Genomic DNA, 14,862 nt, shown 5'->3' on the forward strand with positions numbered 1-14,862 from the left:
CCGCGTTCTGATGGAGACCGAGCAGATCGAGGAGAAGCCCTTCCGGCGCGGGCGGCGGATCGCCGTCGACGTCGGGGACGCCCGGATCGGGGTCGCGTCCTGCGACCCCGACGGGGTGCTCGCCACCCCCGTGGAGACCGTCCCCGCCGGAGTGAAGTCGCAGGCCAGGATCGCCGCGATCGTCGAGGAGTACGGCGCGATCGAGGTGGTCGTCGGTCTGCCGCGCTCGCTCAGCGGCAAGGAGGGCCCGGCGGCGGAGAAGGTCCGCGGCTACGCGGTCAGGCTGGCCGGCCGGCTCTGGCCGGTCCCGGTCCGGCTGGTCGACGAGCGGATGTCGACCGTGACCGCGACCCACGGGCTGCGCGCCTCGGGGGTCAAGGCCAAGAAGGGCCGCTCGGTGGTCGACCAGGCCGCCGCGGTGGTGATCCTGCAGACCGCCCTTGAGTCCGAACGGGTGAGCGGACGCCCGCCCGGTGAGAGCGTCGAGGCGGCGGGCTGACCGGCCTGCTCTAACGTCCCGGTGAGGGGTCCGTGCGGACGCGTCCGCACGGACCCCTCTGCCATTGCCGTCGTGCCGCACGCCGTGCGGACCGCCGAGGGGGCGTGCCGTGACCGATCTGGACCTCACACCCGGCCTGAGCCCCGGCCACCTCGGTGCGCCGGTGATCGAACCGGAGGGCCGTCCGCCGGGCCCGCCCGCCCCGCGCCCCGAACCGCCGGACCCGCACCGGCGGCGCAACGGGCTGGCCTGTCTGTTGACCGCGCTGTCGCTGGTGGTCGTGTTCGGCGGGATCGGGCTGGCGGGCTTCAGCTGGATCCAGGGGCAGCGCAAGCCGCCGGCCGCCGCCGACTTCGCGGGCGGCGGCTCCGGATCGGTGCAGGTCTCGGTGCCCGAAGGGGCCGGCCTCAGCCAGATCGCCTCCGCCCTGGTGCGCAACGGCGTGGTGGCCAGCTCGCTGGCCTTCACCCGGGCGGCGAAGGGCAGTGCGGCGGCGGCCGGGCGGATCCAGCCGGGCACGTACACCCTGCGGCAGCGGATGTCGGCGGCCGCGGCGCTCGCCGTCCTGGTCGACCCGGCGAACGCCAACGGTCTGACCATCCCCGAGGGCTGGCGCGGCAGCCAGATCTACGCGGCGATCGACAAGAAGCTGCGGCTGGCCGAGGGCACCACCGAGCAGACCGCCAAGGACCAGGCCGCCGAGCTGGGCCTGCCGGAGACCGCCAACGGCACCCCCGAGGGCTATCTGTTCCCCGCGACCTACAGCGTCACCGAGGACACCACCGCCGCCGAACTGCTGAAGCAGATGGTCGACCGGGCGGGGAAGGAGTTCGCCCGGGACGACGCGGAGGTCGTCGCGACCAATCTCGGGCAGAGCCTGTACGGACTGGTGACCATCGCCAGCATGGTCCAGGGCGAGGCCGACAACTCGGAGGACATGGCCAAGGTCGCGCGGGTGATCTACAACCGGCTGGCCAAGAACATGCCGCTCCAGCTGGACTCCACCATCAACTACGCGCTCGGACGCTCCACGCTGAACACCAGCGTCACGGACACCCGGCTGGACTCGCCCTACAACACCTACAAGCACGCCGGGCTGCCGCCGACCCCGATCTCCAACCCGGGGCGGCAGGCGATCATGGCGGCGGTGGACCCGGCGCCGGGGGACTGGCTCTACTTCGTGACCGTGAAGCCCGGGGACACCCGGTTCACCGACAGTTTCGAGGTGCAGCAGAAGAACGTCGCCGAGTTCAACGCGACCCGGGCCGCGAGCCCGTCCGCCACGGCCTCCGGCTCGGCCCCGGCGTCGGGGACGGGCTCCGGGTCGGCGCCCGCGTCGGCCTCCGCCGGGGCGGGGGCGTCCCCGGGGGCGGGCGGTCACTGAGCGCAGCGGCTGCGGCCCCGGCCGGACGGTCGACTGCGGTACGGTAGCGTCTCCGTCCAGGTGTTGCGCTAGCACGCCGGTTCGACAAGCAGCCGGGACGCCGTCCCGGGCGACCGGGCCGATCCTCCGGTCGTCTCCGTCGGTATAAGGGGATCAATGACCGATCTGGGTCGGGGCTACGGCCCCCAGGGCTCCGAGCCGTGGCAACCGGGAGACCCCGGGTACGGCGGTCAGCAGCCGGTCCCCGGTCAGCAGGACGGGCAGTGGCAGCAGAATCCCCAGCAGCAGCAGCAGCAGCAGTACGGCGACGGCGGCCAGGGCATGGGGCAGCAGGGCTATCCCCAGCAGCAGGGCGTTCAGGGGCAGCAGCAGTACGGCGCCGCTCAGCAGGGCTATCCGCAGCAGCAGGGTATGGGCGGTCAGCAGGGTTACCCCCAGCAGGGCATGGGCCAGCAGGGCTATCCCCAGCAGGGGATGGGCCAGCAGGGCATGGGCGGTCAGCAGGGTTACCCGCAGCAGGGGATGGGTCAGCAGGGCTATCCGCAGCAGCAGGGCGTTCAGGGGCAGCAGCAGCAGTACGGCGGCGGTCAGCAGGGCTACCCCCAGCAGGGGATGGGCCAGCAGGGGATGGGTCAGCAGGGCTATCCGCAGCAGCAGGGTGGCCAGGGGCAGCAGCAGTACGGCGGCGGTCAGCAGGGTTACCCCCAGCAGGGCACGGGCCAGCAGCAGATGCCCCAGCAGGGCGCCCCACAGCCGATGCCGCAGCAGCCCCAGCAGGGCGTGCCTCCGCAGCAGATGCCGCAGCAGGGTGCGCCGGGCGGCCCCGGCCGGGGCGCGCCGGCTGAGCAGAAGCAGCCGGCCGCGGCGCGGCCCGCGGGCCCCGGGCCGGACGGCATCGACTGGGAGGCGGAGGCCGCCGCGCTCGAGGCCGGGGCCGACCCGGTCGGCGCCGGCGAGGAGGCCGGGCACGCCGAGGACGAGTGGGACGGCCAGGAGGGCGAGTACGCCGAGGACGAGTACCGCGGCGACGGTTCCGACGAGGACGGGAGCGGCTTCCTCGGCGAGGAGGACCAGTCCCGCGAGGCCAAGAAGAAGCGCAAGGAGAACGGCAAGAAGTCGGGCCGGCGCAACGGTGGCGCCTGCCTGGTCGTCGCACTGGTCCTGCTCGGCATCATGGGCGGCGCCGGCTGGTGGGGCTACGGCTTCTACAAGGACCACTTCGGCCCGCCGCCGGACTTCCCGGGCCCGGGCACCGGCTCGGTGAAGGTCGAGATCAAGCAGGGCGCGGCGGGCAGCCAGATGGGCCTGGCGCTGAAGCAGGCCGGTGTGGTCAAGAGCGTCGACGCCTTCAGCAAGGCCTGCGAGAAGAACGTCAAGTGCTCCACCATCCAGCCCGGCACCTACAGCATGCCGACGGAGATGTCCGCCGACGGCGCGGTGCAGTTCCTGGTGGACGCCAACGGCGGTGAGAAGCTGATCGTCCAGGAGGGCCTGACCGCCGCGGCCACCTACGTCAAGATCGACGACAAGCTGAAGCTGGCCAAGGGCACCACCGCGGCCGTCGCCAAGGAGCAGGTGGCCACGCTCGGCCTCCCGCCCTACGCCAACGGCAACATCGAGGGCTTCCTCTGGCCGACGCGCTACTCGATCACCGACGGCATGAAGCCCGAGGAACTGCTCAAGCAGATGGTGAAGAACGCCGTCGACCGCTACGCGAGCCTGGACGCGGAGGCGTCCAAGATCGGGCTGAAGACCGGCTACGAGGTGGTCATCGAGGCCAGCATCCTGCAGGCCGAGGGCAACAACCCCGAGGACTTCGCCAAGATGGCCCGGACCATCCAGAACCGCCTGGCGGACAAGGGCAAGGTCAACGGCAAGCTCGGCATGGACACCACGCTGCAGTACGCGCTGGGCCGCAAGACGCTGGACAAGAAGGACATCAACGACGCGTCCAACAAGTACAACACCTACTACAACGCCGGCCTGCCGCCGACCCCGATCTCCAACCCGGGCGACGCTGCGCTGAAGGCCACGCTGAACCCGGCGGACGGCAAGTGGCTGTACTTCATCGCGATGTCGCCGACCCAGACCCTCTTCGCGGAGACGGACGCGGAGCACGCCAAGAACGTCGAGTCCTACTGCCTGGCGGCGGGGCAGAAGTTCGACGCGGCCTCGGTCCACTGCACCACCAAGTGACGACCGCCGGCAGGCGGCGGAGGAAGTGACCAGCGTGACCAGCAAGCACCGGGCGGCCGTCCTCGGCTCGCCGATCGCCCACTCGCTCTCGCCCGCCCTGCACCGGGCCGCCTTCGCGGCGCTCGGACTGGACGGCTGGCGCTACGACCGGTTCGAGGTCGACGAGGCCGGCCTGCCCGGCTTCGTCGCCGGGCTGGACGAGGCCGAGTGGACCGGCTGCTCGCTGACCATGCCGCTCAAGCGGGCGGTGATCCCGCTGCTCGACGAGGTCAGCGACACCGCCCGGACGGTCGACGCGGTGAACACCCTGGTGTTCACCGCCGACGGCCGGCGCGAGGGCCACAACACGGACGTGCCCGGCCTGGTCAACGCGCTGCGCGAACGCGGCATCACCGAGGTGCCGGCGGCGGCGGTGCTCGGCGCCGGGGCGACCGCCTCCTCGGCGCTGGCCGCGCTGGCCCGGCTCGGCGCCCGCGAGGTGACCGTCTACGTCCGCACCCCCGAGCGGGCCCGGGAGATGGCCGCGCTGGGCGAACGGCTCGGCGTGGCGGTGCGCACCGCCGACTGGGAGCGCGGTGCCGGGGCGCTGGAGCACCCGCTCACGGTGGCCACCACCCCGGCCGGGGCGACCGACGCCTTCGCCGAGGGGCTGACCGCCGGGCCGGGCGCGCTCTTCGACGTGCTGTACCACCCGTGGCCGACCGCGCTGGCGGCCGCCTGCGCGGACCGCGGGGCGACCGTGCTGGGCGGCCTCGACCTGCTGGTGCACCAGGCGGTGCTGCAGAGCGAGCTCTTCACCGGGCGCACTCCCGGTCCGCTGGCGGCGGTCCGCGCGGCCGGCGAGGCGGCGCTCGCGGCGGGCTGACCGCCGCCCGCGCCGTGGGGTGGTGCACGGACGGTGTGCTTCCGCGGTGCGCCCGCCGTGCCCGTACCGTGCGCCCTTCGTGCCCGGGGTGCGGCGGTGTCCCGCCGGCGGGCCGTCGGCCCCGCGGTGACCGGCCATTCGCGTCCGCCGGTCGGCCGAATGATGTCCGGTGATCGGACTCCAGGTCCGGTCGGTCGTCCGGCATGAAAGGATTCGGGCAGAGAAGGCACGCCCGGACGGGTGCGGCAGCCCCGCACCGGTCCGCTGATGAAGGAGCTCCGTTGGGTACGTTGCGCTGGCTGACGGCGGGGGAGTCGCACGGCCCCGCACTCGTCGCGACGCTGGAGGGCCTGCCGGCCGGTGTACCGGTCACCACCGCGGTGGTGGCCGACGCCCTGGCGCGCCGCCGGCTCGGTTACGGTCGCGGCGCACGGATGAAGTTCGAGCAGGACGAGGTGACCTTCCTCGGCGGCGTCCGGCACGGGCTCACCATGGGCAGCCCGGTGGCCGTCATGGTCGGCAACACCGAGTGGCCGAAGTGGGAGCAGGTCATGTCGGCCGACCCGGTCGACCCCGAGGTGCTGGCCGGTCTCGGCCGCAACGAGGCGCTGACCCGCCCGCGTCCCGGTCACGCGGACCTGGCCGGTATGCAGAAGTACTCGATCGACGAGGCCCGCCCGATCCTGGAGCGCGCCAGCGCCCGGGAGACCGCCGCCCGGGTCGCGCTCGGCGCCGTCGCCCGCTCCTACCTCAAGGAGACCTGCGGCATCGAGATCGTCAGCCACGTGGTCGAGCTGGCCGCCGCCAAGGCCCCGGCCGGTGTGCTGCCGCTGCCCTCCGACGAGGCGAAGCTGGACGCCGACCCGGTGCGCTGCCTGGACGCCGACGCGTCGAAGGCGATGGTCGCCGAGATCGACCAGGCCCACAAGGACGGCGACACGCTCGGCGGCGTCGTCGAGGTCCTCGCCTACGGCGTGCCGGTCGGCCTCGGCTCGCACGTGCACTGGGACCGCCGCCTGGACGCCCGGCTGGCCGCCGCGCTGATGGGCATCCAGGCGATCAAGGGCGTCGAGGTCGGCGACGGCTTCGACCTCGCCCGCGTCCCCGGCTCGCAGGCGCACGACGAGATCGTGCCGGGCCCCGACGGCGCCAAGCGCGTCTCCGGCCGCTCCGGCGGCACCGAGGGCGGTCTGTCCACCGGCGAGCTGCTGCGGGTCCGCGCCGCGATGAAGCCGATCGCGACCGTCCCGCGCGCGCTGCGCACCGTGGACGTGCGCACCGGCGAGCCCGCCAAGGCGCACCACCAGCGTTCCGACGTCTGCGCGGTGCCGGCGGCCGGCATCGTCGCCGAGGCGATGGTGGCCCTGGTGCTCGCGGACGCGGTGAACGAGAAGTTCGGTGGCGACCACGTGTCGGAGACCCGGCGCAACGTGCGGAGCTACCTCGACAACCTGATCGTCCGATGACCACTCCGGTCCTCGTGCTGGTCGGCCCGCCCGGCAGTGGCAAGTCCACCGTCGGGCGGGTCGTCGCCGAGCGCCTCGGCGTGGGCTTCCGGGACACCGACGCCGATGTCGAGGAGCGGGCCGGCAAGCCCATCCCGGACATCTTCGTGGACGAGGGCGAGCCGCACTTCCGCGAGCTGGAGCAGGCGGCCGTGCGCGCCGCGGCCGGGACCCACGCCGGGGTGCTGGCGCTCGGCGGCGGCGCGGTGATGGCCGGGCCGACCCGTGAGCTGCTGCGCGACCTGCCGGTGGTGTTCCTGGAGGTCCCGCTCGCCGACGCGGTCAAGCGGGTCGGCCTGGACGCCCCGCGCCCGCTGCTGGCCGTCAACCCGCGGGCCCGCTGGCGCGAGCTGATGGAGGCCCGCCGCCCCCTCTACCTGGAGGTGGCCACCGCCGTCGTCGACACCGCCGGCCGCACCCCCGAGCAGGTCGCGGACGCCGTACTGGAAGCACTGGAGCTGAAGACCCCCCATGACTGACACCACCGTCAGGATCCACGTCGGCGGCAGCGCCGGCCACGACCCGTACGACGTGCTGATCGGGCACCAGCTGCTCGGTGAGCTGTCCCCGCTGATCGGCGCCAGGGCCAAGCGGGTCGCGATCATCCACCCGGAGGCGCTGTCCGCCACCGCCGACGCGATCCGCGAGGACCTGGCCGGCGAGGGCTACGACGCGATCGCGCTGCAGGTGCCGAACGCCGAGGAGGCGAAGAGCGCCGAGGTGGCCGCGTACTGCTGGTCGGTGCTCGGCCAGACCGGCTTCACCCGCAGCGACGTCGTCGTCGGTCTCGGTGGCGGTGCCACCACCGACCTGGCGGGCTTCGTCGCCGCCACCTGGCTGCGCGGGGTGCGCTGGATCTCCATGCCCACCACGTTGCTCGGCATGGTCGACGCGGCGGTCGGCGGCAAGACCGGCATCAACATCGCCGAGGGCAAGAACATGGTCGGCGCCTTCCACCCGCCGGTGGGCGTGCTGGCCGACCTCGACACCCTGGAGACCGTGCCCAAGCACGACTACGTCTCCGGGCTCGCCGAGGTCGTCAAGTGCGGCTTCATCGCCGACCCGGTCATCCTCGACCTGATCGAGGCCGATCCCGAGGGAGCCAGGACCCCGGCCGGGCCGCACACCGTCGAGCTGATCCGCCGCGCGATCCAGGTCAAGGCCGACGTGGTCTCCGGGGACCTCAAGGAGTCCGGGCAGCGCGAGATCCTCAACTACGGCCACACCCTGGGCCACGCCATCGAGCGCAACGAGCGCTACAAGTGGCGGCACGGCGCGGCGATCTCGATCGGCATGGTGTACGCCGCCGAGCTGGGCCGCCTGGCGGGCCGGCTGGACGACGCCACGGCCGACCGGCACCGCTCGGTGCTGGCCTCGGTCGGTCTGCCGCTGACCTACCGGGCGGACGCCTGGCCGAAGCTGCTGGACGCGATGAAGATCGACAAGAAGTCGCGCGGCGACCTGATCCGCTTCATCGTGCTGGACGGCCTCGGCAAGACCTCCGTGCTGGAGGGCCCCGACCCGTCGCTGCTGGTCGCCGCCTACGCGGAGGTGTCCGGGTGACCAGGGTGATGGTGCTCAACGGTCCCAACCTGGGCCGGCTGGGCAGCCGCGAGCCCGACGTCTACGGTGCCACCTCGTACGCCGGGCTGGTCGAGCGCTGCACCGCGCTCGGCAAGGAGTTCGGCTTCGAGGTCGAGGTGCACGAGACCAACTCCGAGCAGCAGATGGTGGAGTGGCTGCACGAGGCCGCCGACGGCCGGGTGCCGGTGGTGATCAACCCGGGCGCGTTCACCCACTACTCGTACGCGATGCGGGACGCGGCCGCGCAGCGCACCGCGCCGCTGGTCGAGGTGCACATCTCCAACCCGTACGCCCGGGAGACCTTCCGGCACACCTCGGTGATCGCCGCGGTGGCCTCCGGCACGATCGCCGGGTTCGGGATCGGCTCGTACGAGCTGGCCCTGCGGGCGCTGGCCGAGCAGCTCGCCGCGGGCTGACGCCGGGGCGCCCGTCGGGTGACCGGCCCGGTGCGGCGGTGGTGCGGTTGGTGGTGCGGCGGTGGTGCGGCGGTGGGCTGTGTCCACCGCCGCACCGCCGTGTAGTGTCCCGCTGAAGGAAGTCGGGAGGTGCCGTGACGCAGTACGCCGGGGGTGGATCCGTCCCCCCACGTCCCGTCGCCCCGCCGGTGCCGGGGTATCCGGTGGCGGCCGGGACGGTGCCTGCTCCGATGGTCGTTCCGTTGCCGTTGCCTGTTCCGGCGGCTGTTCCGGCGCCTCTGCCGGTTCCGGTACCGGTACCGGTGCCTGTTCCGGCGCCCCTGCCGGTGGGCGCCTCGACGGACTCCTCGGGGCCGCCGACCGTTCCGCTGCCGGTGCTGCCGTCGCCTCCGCCCGGACCGGTGCCGGCCCCGGCGCCGGCGCCCGCCCCGGCTCCGGCCTCGCCGCCCGCGCCCGCCCCGGTGCCCGCCGGGTCCACCGGGCACTTCCTGCTGCCCTCCGGCGCGCCCGTCCAGCTGCCCGCCAGGCCACCGCAGCAGCACGCCCCCGCCGGCCCGATCGCGGTGCTGCTGATCGGCCCCGCCGGCGCCGGCAAGACCACCGTCGCGCGGCACTGGGCCGAGCGCCGTCCCAGCCCGACCGCGCACATCAGCCTCGACGACGTCCGGGAGTGGGTGCAGTCCGGCTTCGCCAACCCGCAGTCCGGCTGGAACAACGCCTCCGAGGCGCAGTACCGGCTGGCCCGCCGGACCTGTGGCTTCGCCTGCCGCAACTACCTCGCCAACGGTATCTCCTGCATCATCGACGACGCGGTCTTCCCCGACCGCCCGGCGATCGGCCTCGGCGGCTGGAAGCGGCACATCGGACCCGGCATGATCCCGGTGGTGCTGCTGCCGAGCCTCGACTCGGTGCTCCACCGCAACGCCCGGCGCAGCGGGAACCGACGGCTCGGCGACGAGGAGGTGGCGCGGATCCACGGCCGGATGGCCGGCTGGTACAACTCCGGGCTGCCGATCATCGACAACTCCCACCTCGACGTGGCCGCCACCGCCGCCGAGCTCGACCGGGTGATCCTGGCCCGGCTGATGGGCATCCCGGTCCGCTGAGGGGCCCGCGCACCCGGCGGGTCTGTCGGTGCCGACTGCGATGATGGACGGGTCCTGAACGTTCCACCGGGGGAGCCGCGCCCGTGCCGGAAGGCCACATCATCCACCGCCTCGCCGCCGAGAACCACCGTGCCTTCGGTGGCCGGGCGGTCCGTGCCAGCAGCCCCCAGGGGCGGTTCGCGGACGCCGCCGAGCTGATCGACGGGCGGGAGCTGGAGGCCGCCGAGGCGGTCGGCAAGCACCTGTTCCTCGGCTTCGGCGAGGACGCCTGGGTGCACATCCACCTCGGCCTGTACGGCGGCTTCACCTTCGCCGCGATCGGCGACGGACCGGTGCCGCCCCCCGTCGGCCTGGTCCGGTTGCGGCTGGAGAACGACGAGCACGTCGCCGATCTGCGCGGCCCCAACACCTGCGAGCTGATCACCGGCGCCGAGAAGGCCGCGGTGGCGGCCCGGCTCGGCCCCGACCCGCTGCGCGCCGACGCCGACCCGGACGCCGCCTGGCGGCGGATGACGAGCAGCAGGACGACGGTCGCGGCCCTGCTGCTGGACCAGAAGGTGCTGGCCGGGGTGGGGAACGTCTACCGCGCCGAGGTGCTGTTCCGGCACGGCATCGATCCGCACCGGGCGGGGCGCGAGCTGCTCCGGGCCGAGTGGGACGCGATCTGGGCCGACCTGGTCGCGCTGATGCGCGAGGGCGTCGGCGCGGGCCGCATCGACACCGTGCGCCCCGAGCACACCCCCGAGGCGATGGGCCGCCCGCCGCGGGTCGACGACCACGGCGGCGAGGTGTACGTCTACCGGCGGGCCGGGATGCCGTGCCTGGTCTGCGCCACCGAGGTCCGGGCGGAGGAGCACGCCTCCCGCAATCTGTTCTGGTGCCCCTCCTGCCAGCCGGCGGGCGTCCCGGTCCGCTGACCGGTCCGTCGACCGGTCCGTAGACCGGGCCGCCGGTCGGCCGGGGTCAGCCGGTGGCCGCGTCGTGCTCGTCGTGCTCGTGCCGGCCGTGGTGCCCGGAACGCTCGTGCTGCTCGTGCTGCTTGTGGGGCTCATGGGGCTCGTGGTGCGTGTGCCGCTCGGGAGTGTCGACGGCGCACGCGTCCAGCAGGGGGCGCAGGTCCGCGTCCACGAGCCGGTAGCGCACGACGCGTCCCTCCTTCTCGCCGATCACCGCCCCCGCCGTCCGCAGCAGCCGCAGGGCCTGGGACACGGCGGGGTCGCGCATGCCGGTGGCGACCGCCAGGTCGCTGACGGCGAGCGGCCCGGTGCGGTGCAGCGCCAGCAGCAGGGCGAGGCGGCCCGGGTCGGCGAGCAGCGAGAACCGCTCGGCCCAGGAGCGGACGTGGGCGGTGTCGCCGATCGCCGCGATGGCCTCGCAGACCCGGTGCCCGTCGATGGTGCGGTGGCCCGCGCGGTCGGCCGGAACGAGATGCATACGGGCCATTCTCGCAGGCCGGACGCTGTGATCCTGGACACCTGCGCAGGTGCGCAGCCTTGCAAGGGTCGTCGCCCGCCCCCTACGGTGTTGCCCGCCGTGGTGCTCGGGAAGACCGGTGACGGACCCTCAGGGGTTCCAGTCCGGAGCGGCCCTCGCCACTGTGATCGGGGGGAAGTGTCCGTACCCACGTCGCCACTGGGCGCCTCGCGCGTCCGGGAAGGCGGGTACGGGAGCCCCGTCAGCCAGGAGACCGGCCGCGGCATCTCACGAAGTGTTTCCACGAGGTGCTGGAGCGTGATCCCAGGATGACCCTGCCCGAAACCGTCGCCGCCCCGGCGGCGCCCACCGCCCTGCCCACCTTCCGATGGCGGCGGGAGGACACCGTGCGGACCGCCGGCCTGATGGGCGTGATCCTGGCCATGCACGTGGTGGCCTTCGGAACGCTGATCTTCCTGGTCGCGCCGGAGAAGTACGAGGTGGGCACGCAGGTCTTCGGGGTGGGCCTGGGGATCACCGCGTACACCCTCGGCATGCGGCACGCCTTCGACGCCGACCACATCGCGGTGATCGACAACACCACCCGGAAGCTGATGGCGGACGGCAAGCGGCCGGTCTCGGTCGGCTTCTGGTTCGCGCTCGGGCACTCCTCGATGGTGGTGCTGATGGCCGCCCTGGTGGCGGGCGGCGCGCAGCTGGCCAGCACCCTGATGGACGACGAGTCCAGCACCCACCAGTGGCTGGGCGTGGTCGGCACCTCGGCCTCCGGTGCCTTCCTCTACCTGATCGGCGCGCTCAACCTGGCCGCGCTGTTCGGCATCCTCAAGGTCTTCCGCTCGATGCGGGAGGGCCGGTTCGACGAGGCGGAGCTGGAGGACCACCTCAACTCGCGCGGCCTGCTGGCCCGGGTGCTGAACCGGGCGACCCGCTCGATCACCCGCCCCGGCCAGATGTTCCCGGTCGGCATGGTGCTCGGCCTGGGCTTCGACACCGCGACCGAGGTCACCCTGATGGTGATGGCGGGCTCCGGCGCGGCGTCCGGCCTGCCCTGGTACGCGATCGTCTGCCTGCCGCTGCTGTTCGCGGCCGGGATGAGCCTGTTCGACACCCTGGACGGCACCTTCATGAACTTCGCCTACCAGTGGGCGTTCTCCAACCCGGTGCGCAAGGTGTACTACAACCTGACCATCACCGGGCTGTCCATCGCGGTGGCGTTCATCATCGGGACCATCGAACTCGTCGGCGTCCTGCACGAGAAGTTCGACCTCACCGACCCGGTGACCGGCTGGATCGCGGACATCACCCTGGACAACGTCGGCTACGCCATCGTCGGCCTGTTCGTCGCCGTCTGGGCCGCCGCCATCGCCTACTGGCGCCTCGCCGGCGTCGAGCAGAAGTGGGCCACTCCCGCCACCCCCGCCCCCGCCACCGCCGACCCGGCCCCCGCCACCCCCGCCCCCACCGGCGGCGCCGAGTAGTCCGGCCCGGGCCCGGGTGGGGGCGTTCGGCGGGCGGATCGGGGGCGGGGTTCGTAGGCTCGACCCATGGCTGATGCGTACGCGGGCCGGCGGGAGCGGTTGCGGGAGCACTGCAGTGCGTCCGGGACCGACGCGGCGCTGATCACCCGGGCGGCGAACGTGCGGTACCTCACCGGGTGTCCGCCGTGCGGGGCGACCCTGTTGCTGACCCGGGACCGGGCGCTGCTGGCGCTGCCCGACGACCTGCCGCCGGACGACACCGGGGAGCACCTGATCTCGCCCGAGGTGACCAGGCTGGAGGTGGCGGCCGGGGCGGACACCGCGCTGGCCGCGGCGGGCGCCGCGGCGGGGCTGCGGCTGGCCGGGCTGGCGGTCGAGGAGCACGATCTGACGGTCACCCGGCACCGGGCCGTGGCCGGGCTGGTCGAGGGCACCCGGCTGGCGGACGTCGGACAGGCGGTCGAGCGGCTGCGGGTGGTCAAGGACGAGTACGAGATCGCCGATCTGCGGATCGCGGCGGAGATCGCCGACCAGGCGCTCGGCGAGCTGCTGGAGTCGATCCTGGTCGGCCGGACCGAGCGGCACCTGGCGATGGAGCTGGAGCGCCGGATGATCGACCACGGCGCGGACCGCGCGGCGTTCCCGGTCTCGGTGGGCACCGGCAGCCACTCCGGGCAGCAGGCGCACCAGCCCACCGACCGCCGGGTCGAGGAGGGCGATTTCCTGACCGTGGTGCTCGGCGCCCGGTACCGGGGCTACGGGGTCTCGACCGCCCGGACCTTCGTGATCGGCGCGGCCCCGGCCCCCTGGCAGGTGGAGCTGCACCGGCTGGTGTTCCGGGCCCAGCGGGCCGGCCGGGAGGCGCTCGGCCCGGGGGTCGAGCAGCACGTGCCGGACCAGGCGGCGCGGGAGATCCTGCAGTCCGCCGGGCACACGGAGACCTCTCCGCACCCGGTCGGCCACGGTATCGGGCTGGAGATCCGGGAGGCACCGCGTCTCGGTCCCGCGGACATGGGTAAACTGGACAGCCGCGTGCCGGTCACCGTCGGCCCGGGGGTCCACCTCCCGGGACGCGGCGGGGTCCGGATCGAGGACACGCTCGTCGTCCGCCCCCTTGAGGAGGGCGGTCCCGAGCTGCTCACCATCACCACCAAGGAGCTCCTCGCGCTGTGACGCTCCCGCGGCACAGGACGCGTTCCTTGGTTCCTTGACAGCTATATCCAGGAGTAAGTGCGCCCGTGGCTTCCACGAACGATCTCAAGAACGGCATGGTCCTCAAGCTGGAGGGCGGCAAGCTCTGGTCCGTCGTCGAGTTCCAGCACGTCAAGCCCGGCAAGGGTCCGGCCTTCGTGCGCACCAAGCTCAAGGAGGTCCTGACGGGCAAGGTCGTCGACAAGACCTTCAACGCGGGCACCAAGGTCGAGACCGCCAACGTCGACAAGCGCGGCATGCAGTTCTCGTACAAGGACGGCGAGAACTTCGTGTTCATGGACATGGACACCTACGACCAGCTGACCATCGAGCCGGTCGTCGTCGGCGACGCCGCCAAGTACCTGCTGGAGGGCTTCGAGGCCCTGGTCGCGACCAACGAGGGCGCGGTCCTCTACATCGAGCTCCCGGCCGCGGTCGAGCTCGTCATCGCCGAGACCGAGCCGGGTGTCCAGGGCGACCGCTCCACCGGTGGCACCAAGCCGGCCACCCTGGAGACCGGCGCCGAGATCCAGGTGCCGCTCTTCATCACCACCGGCGAGAAGGTCAAGGTCGACACCCGCGACGGCAGCTACCTCGGCCGGGTGAAGTAAGTCCGTGTCGTCCGCACGCACCAAGGCCCGCACGCGAGCCTTCCAGATCCTGTTCGAGGCCGACCACCGCGGGGTCGACCCGCTGACGGTCCTCGCCGACTGGGTGGCCCGGGCCCGGGAGCCCAAGCCGGACGAGGGCACCCCGCAGGTCGCCGAGTACACCATGGAACTGGTGGAGGGGTACGTCCAGTACGCCCGCCGGATCGATGAGCTGATCTCGCAGTACGCCGTCGGCTGGACGCTCGACCGGATGCCGATCGCGGACCGCAACGTCCTGCGGCTCGGCGCCTACGAGCTCATCTGGGAGGACGGCGTCCCGGACGCGGTCGTCGTCGACGAGGCGGTGGAGATCGCCAAGGAGTACTCCACCGACGACTCCCCGGCGTTCGTCAACGGTCTGCTGGCCCGCTTCATGGAGCTCAAGCCGAGCATCCGCCGCTGAGGCGCGCACCCGCACCGACGGCCGTCGGACCGGAAACGGTCCGGCGGCCGTTCGGCGTGTTCACCCGTTCGGCGTATGGTGGCCCTACTCGCCAGTAACCTGGTGCTCCGGCGGCCCACGCCCGCCGGCGACCCCGCAGTGAAGGGCAGGC

The 14,862-nt window shown here is 73.1% G+C and carries 14 protein-coding genes, 1 pseudogene and 1 riboswitch; of the genes and pseudogenes, 14 read left to right on the plus strand and 1 reads right to left on the minus strand.

The window, feature by feature from the left end; translation table 11 throughout:
• Positions 1 to 10: 10 nt before the first annotated feature.
• From ruvX to BLU95_RS30810, 10 genes are all read left to right on the plus strand, one after another.
• Positions 11 to 499: a Holliday junction resolvase RuvX gene (ruvX, locus tag BLU95_RS30765; RefSeq protein ID WP_093862844.1), complete on the plus strand. Its 489-nt coding sequence runs from the start codon at positions 11 to 13 to the stop codon at positions 497 to 499.
• A gap of 109 nt (positions 500 to 608) precedes the next feature.
• Positions 609 to 1,883 carry an endolytic transglycosylase MltG gene (gene mltG, locus BLU95_RS30770; protein WP_231977900.1) on the plus strand — a complete coding sequence of 425 codons (1,275 nt, stop codon included), beginning with the start codon at positions 609 to 611 and terminating at the stop codon, positions 1,881 to 1,883.
• Between the two features lie 156 nt (positions 1,884 to 2,039).
• Complete coding sequence (gene mltG, locus BLU95_RS30775; RefSeq protein WP_093862845.1) at positions 2,040 to 4,079, plus strand: endolytic transglycosylase MltG; 2,040 nt, start codon at positions 2,040 to 2,042, stop codon at positions 4,077 to 4,079.
• Positions 4,080 to 4,113: 34 nt separating this feature from the next.
• Positions 4,114 to 4,944, plus strand: coding sequence for a shikimate dehydrogenase (locus tag BLU95_RS30780; protein ID WP_093862846.1), 831 nt, complete (start codon positions 4,114 to 4,116; stop codon positions 4,942 to 4,944).
• A gap of 281 nt (positions 4,945 to 5,225) precedes the next feature.
• The gene (gene aroC / locus BLU95_RS30785) at positions 5,226 to 6,410 is read left to right on the plus strand and encodes a chorismate synthase (RefSeq protein WP_079008809.1); all 1,185 of its coding nucleotides are present in this window, start codon (positions 5,226 to 5,228) and stop codon (positions 6,408 to 6,410) included.
• Positions 6,407 to 6,928: a shikimate kinase gene (locus BLU95_RS30790; protein WP_093862847.1), complete on the plus strand. Its 522-nt coding sequence runs from the start codon at positions 6,407 to 6,409 to the stop codon at positions 6,926 to 6,928. The genes aroC and BLU95_RS30790 overlap by 4 nt, the downstream gene beginning before the upstream one ends.
• Complete coding sequence (gene aroB / locus BLU95_RS30795) at positions 6,921 to 8,012, plus strand: 3-dehydroquinate synthase (RefSeq protein ID WP_093862848.1); 1,092 nt, start codon at positions 6,921 to 6,923, stop codon at positions 8,010 to 8,012. Before BLU95_RS30790 ends, aroB begins: the two co-directional genes overlap by 8 nt.
• An 8-nt stretch (positions 8,013 to 8,020) precedes the next feature.
• Positions 8,021 to 8,449: a type II 3-dehydroquinate dehydratase gene (aroQ, locus tag BLU95_RS30800; RefSeq protein ID WP_030396059.1), complete on the plus strand. Its 429-nt coding sequence runs from the start codon at positions 8,021 to 8,023 to the stop codon at positions 8,447 to 8,449.
• Positions 8,450 to 8,679: 230 nt separating this feature from the next.
• The gene (locus BLU95_RS30805; protein ID WP_093862849.1) at positions 8,680 to 9,555 is read left to right on the plus strand and encodes an AAA family ATPase; all 876 of its coding nucleotides are present in this window, start codon (positions 8,680 to 8,682) and stop codon (positions 9,553 to 9,555) included.
• Positions 9,556 to 9,638: 83 nt separating this feature from the next.
• A complete protein-coding gene (locus BLU95_RS30810; RefSeq protein WP_093862850.1) occupies positions 9,639 to 10,472 on the plus strand; it encodes an Fpg/Nei family DNA glycosylase in 834 nt (277 codons plus the stop codon).
• 181 nt (positions 10,473 to 10,653) lie between these two features.
• Here BLU95_RS30810 and BLU95_RS30815 read toward each other — a convergent pair.
• Positions 10,654 to 10,989, minus strand: a pseudogene (locus tag BLU95_RS30815) (ArsR/SmtB family transcription factor); the annotation flags it as partial.
• A gap of 83 nt (positions 10,990 to 11,072) precedes the next feature.
• Positions 11,073 to 11,265: riboswitch (cobalamin riboswitch) on the plus strand.
• 32 nt (positions 11,266 to 11,297) lie between these two features.
• Here BLU95_RS30815 and nicT point away from each other — a divergent pair.
• From nicT to nusB, 4 genes are all read left to right on the plus strand, one after another.
• Positions 11,298 to 12,467 (plus strand): Nickel transporter NicT, encoded by a 1,170-nt coding sequence (gene nicT / locus BLU95_RS30820; protein WP_093862852.1) that lies wholly within the window; start codon positions 11,298 to 11,300, stop codon positions 12,465 to 12,467.
• Positions 12,468 to 12,533: 66 nt separating this feature from the next.
• Positions 12,534 to 13,640, plus strand: coding sequence for a M24 family metallopeptidase (locus BLU95_RS30825; RefSeq protein ID WP_093862853.1), 1,107 nt, complete (start codon positions 12,534 to 12,536; stop codon positions 13,638 to 13,640).
• A gap of 65 nt (positions 13,641 to 13,705) precedes the next feature.
• Positions 13,706 to 14,269 (plus strand): elongation factor P, encoded by a 564-nt coding sequence (gene efp, locus BLU95_RS30830; RefSeq protein WP_093862854.1) that lies wholly within the window; start codon positions 13,706 to 13,708, stop codon positions 14,267 to 14,269.
• A gap of 4 nt (positions 14,270 to 14,273) precedes the next feature.
• Complete coding sequence (gene nusB, locus BLU95_RS30835) at positions 14,274 to 14,711, plus strand: transcription antitermination factor NusB (protein WP_093862855.1); 438 nt, start codon at positions 14,274 to 14,276, stop codon at positions 14,709 to 14,711.
• The last annotated feature ends 151 nt before the right edge of the window (positions 14,712 to 14,862 follow it).

This window comes from Streptomyces sp. TLI_053 (genome assembly GCF_900105395.1).
GTDB lineage: Bacteria > Actinomycetota > Actinomycetes > Streptomycetales > Streptomycetaceae > Kitasatospora.

What these genes read in the sequence shown, in the direction of transcription:
- ruvX (WP_093862844.1), top strand. Translation starts at nt 11, where the DNA reads ATGGAGACCGAGCAGATCGAGGAGAAGCCCTTCCGGCGCGGGCGGCGG.
- mltG (WP_093862845.1), top strand. Translation starts at nt 2,040, where the DNA reads ATGACCGATCTGGGTCGGGGCTACGGCCCCCAGGGCTCCGAGCCGTGG.
- BLU95_RS30790 (WP_093862847.1), top strand. Translation starts at nt 6,407, where the DNA reads ATGACCACTCCGGTCCTCGTGCTGGTCGGCCCGCCCGGCAGTGGCAAG.
- aroB (WP_093862848.1), top strand. Translation starts at nt 6,921, where the DNA reads ATGACTGACACCACCGTCAGGATCCACGTCGGCGGCAGCGCCGGCCAC.
- aroQ (WP_030396059.1), top strand. Translation starts at nt 8,021, where the DNA reads ATGGTGCTCAACGGTCCCAACCTGGGCCGGCTGGGCAGCCGCGAGCCC.
- BLU95_RS30805 (WP_093862849.1), top strand. Translation starts at nt 8,680, where the DNA reads ATGGTCGTTCCGTTGCCGTTGCCTGTTCCGGCGGCTGTTCCGGCGCCT.
- nicT (WP_093862852.1), top strand. Translation starts at nt 11,298, where the DNA reads ATGACCCTGCCCGAAACCGTCGCCGCCCCGGCGGCGCCCACCGCCCTG.
- BLU95_RS30825 (WP_093862853.1), top strand. Translation starts at nt 12,534, where the DNA reads ATGGCTGATGCGTACGCGGGCCGGCGGGAGCGGTTGCGGGAGCACTGC.